Genomic DNA, 780 nt, shown 5'->3' on the forward strand with positions numbered 1-780 from the left:
TTTCATAAACCCTCTCACAACATTTTCCATCTCTAAAAAGAAAAGTATTTGCCATGTTAGTTTTATAGGGCTCCCCTACTTTACAGCCATCTTCAAGTATTTTTTTTGCCTCTTTTAATAATCCTTCTTGTGTCTTTACTACAGGACCAAAACCATCTTCTTCATAGTTAAAATATCCTTGTTGCAAAGTATGATTAGCAAAAAAAACTTCTTTATCAAACTGATAGTAGATTACTGGTTTATTTAAATAAGCCATCTCAAAAGCAACACTTGAATAATCTGTAATCATTAAGCTTGAATTGCAAAAAAGCTCCTGCATTCTATTTTCACTGCCTATAATTATATAGTCTGGAACCTTAAAATCCTCAATGTATATTTTGACTTGCGGATGTGGATTAAATACTATTTTATATCCATAATTATCCGCAATATCTCTTAATTCTTGACTTTGAAGTAATTCTTTCCATTTTAAAAAATATTCCGAATTCATAAAATTTTTATTTTTGCTTCTTGTATTATACTTATTCATTTCACCACTTAAATATTGCCTCCAAGTTGGCATTATCAATATCTGCTTAGTATTACTTTTATTGTTTTTAATCAAAGCATCATGTCTTGGCATTCCTGTCAAAACCAATTCCTTATAACCAAACTTATAATGATTAAAATTATCAACAATAGAATGATACTCATTTTTTGTAGAAGTTATAAAAAGATCAATTTTTCTTTGATTTAACCAACTAGAGACATCATTATGGGTTACACCATGTTGCAAAAATA

The 780-nt window shown here is 28.5% G+C and carries 1 protein-coding gene; it reads right to left on the minus strand.

Going from position 1 to position 780, the window contains the following annotated elements; genetic code table 11:
* The coding region (locus tag EBF09_RS09005) for a CDP-glycerol glycerophosphotransferase family protein (RefSeq protein WP_198672586.1) at nucleotides 1–780 on the minus strand (780 nt) is incomplete at both ends.

The sequence above is a fragment of the Helicobacter burdigaliensis genome (assembly GCF_003670295.1).
In the GTDB taxonomy this organism is placed as follows: Bacteria; Campylobacterota; Campylobacteria; order Campylobacterales; family Helicobacteraceae; genus Helicobacter_D; species Helicobacter_D burdigaliensis.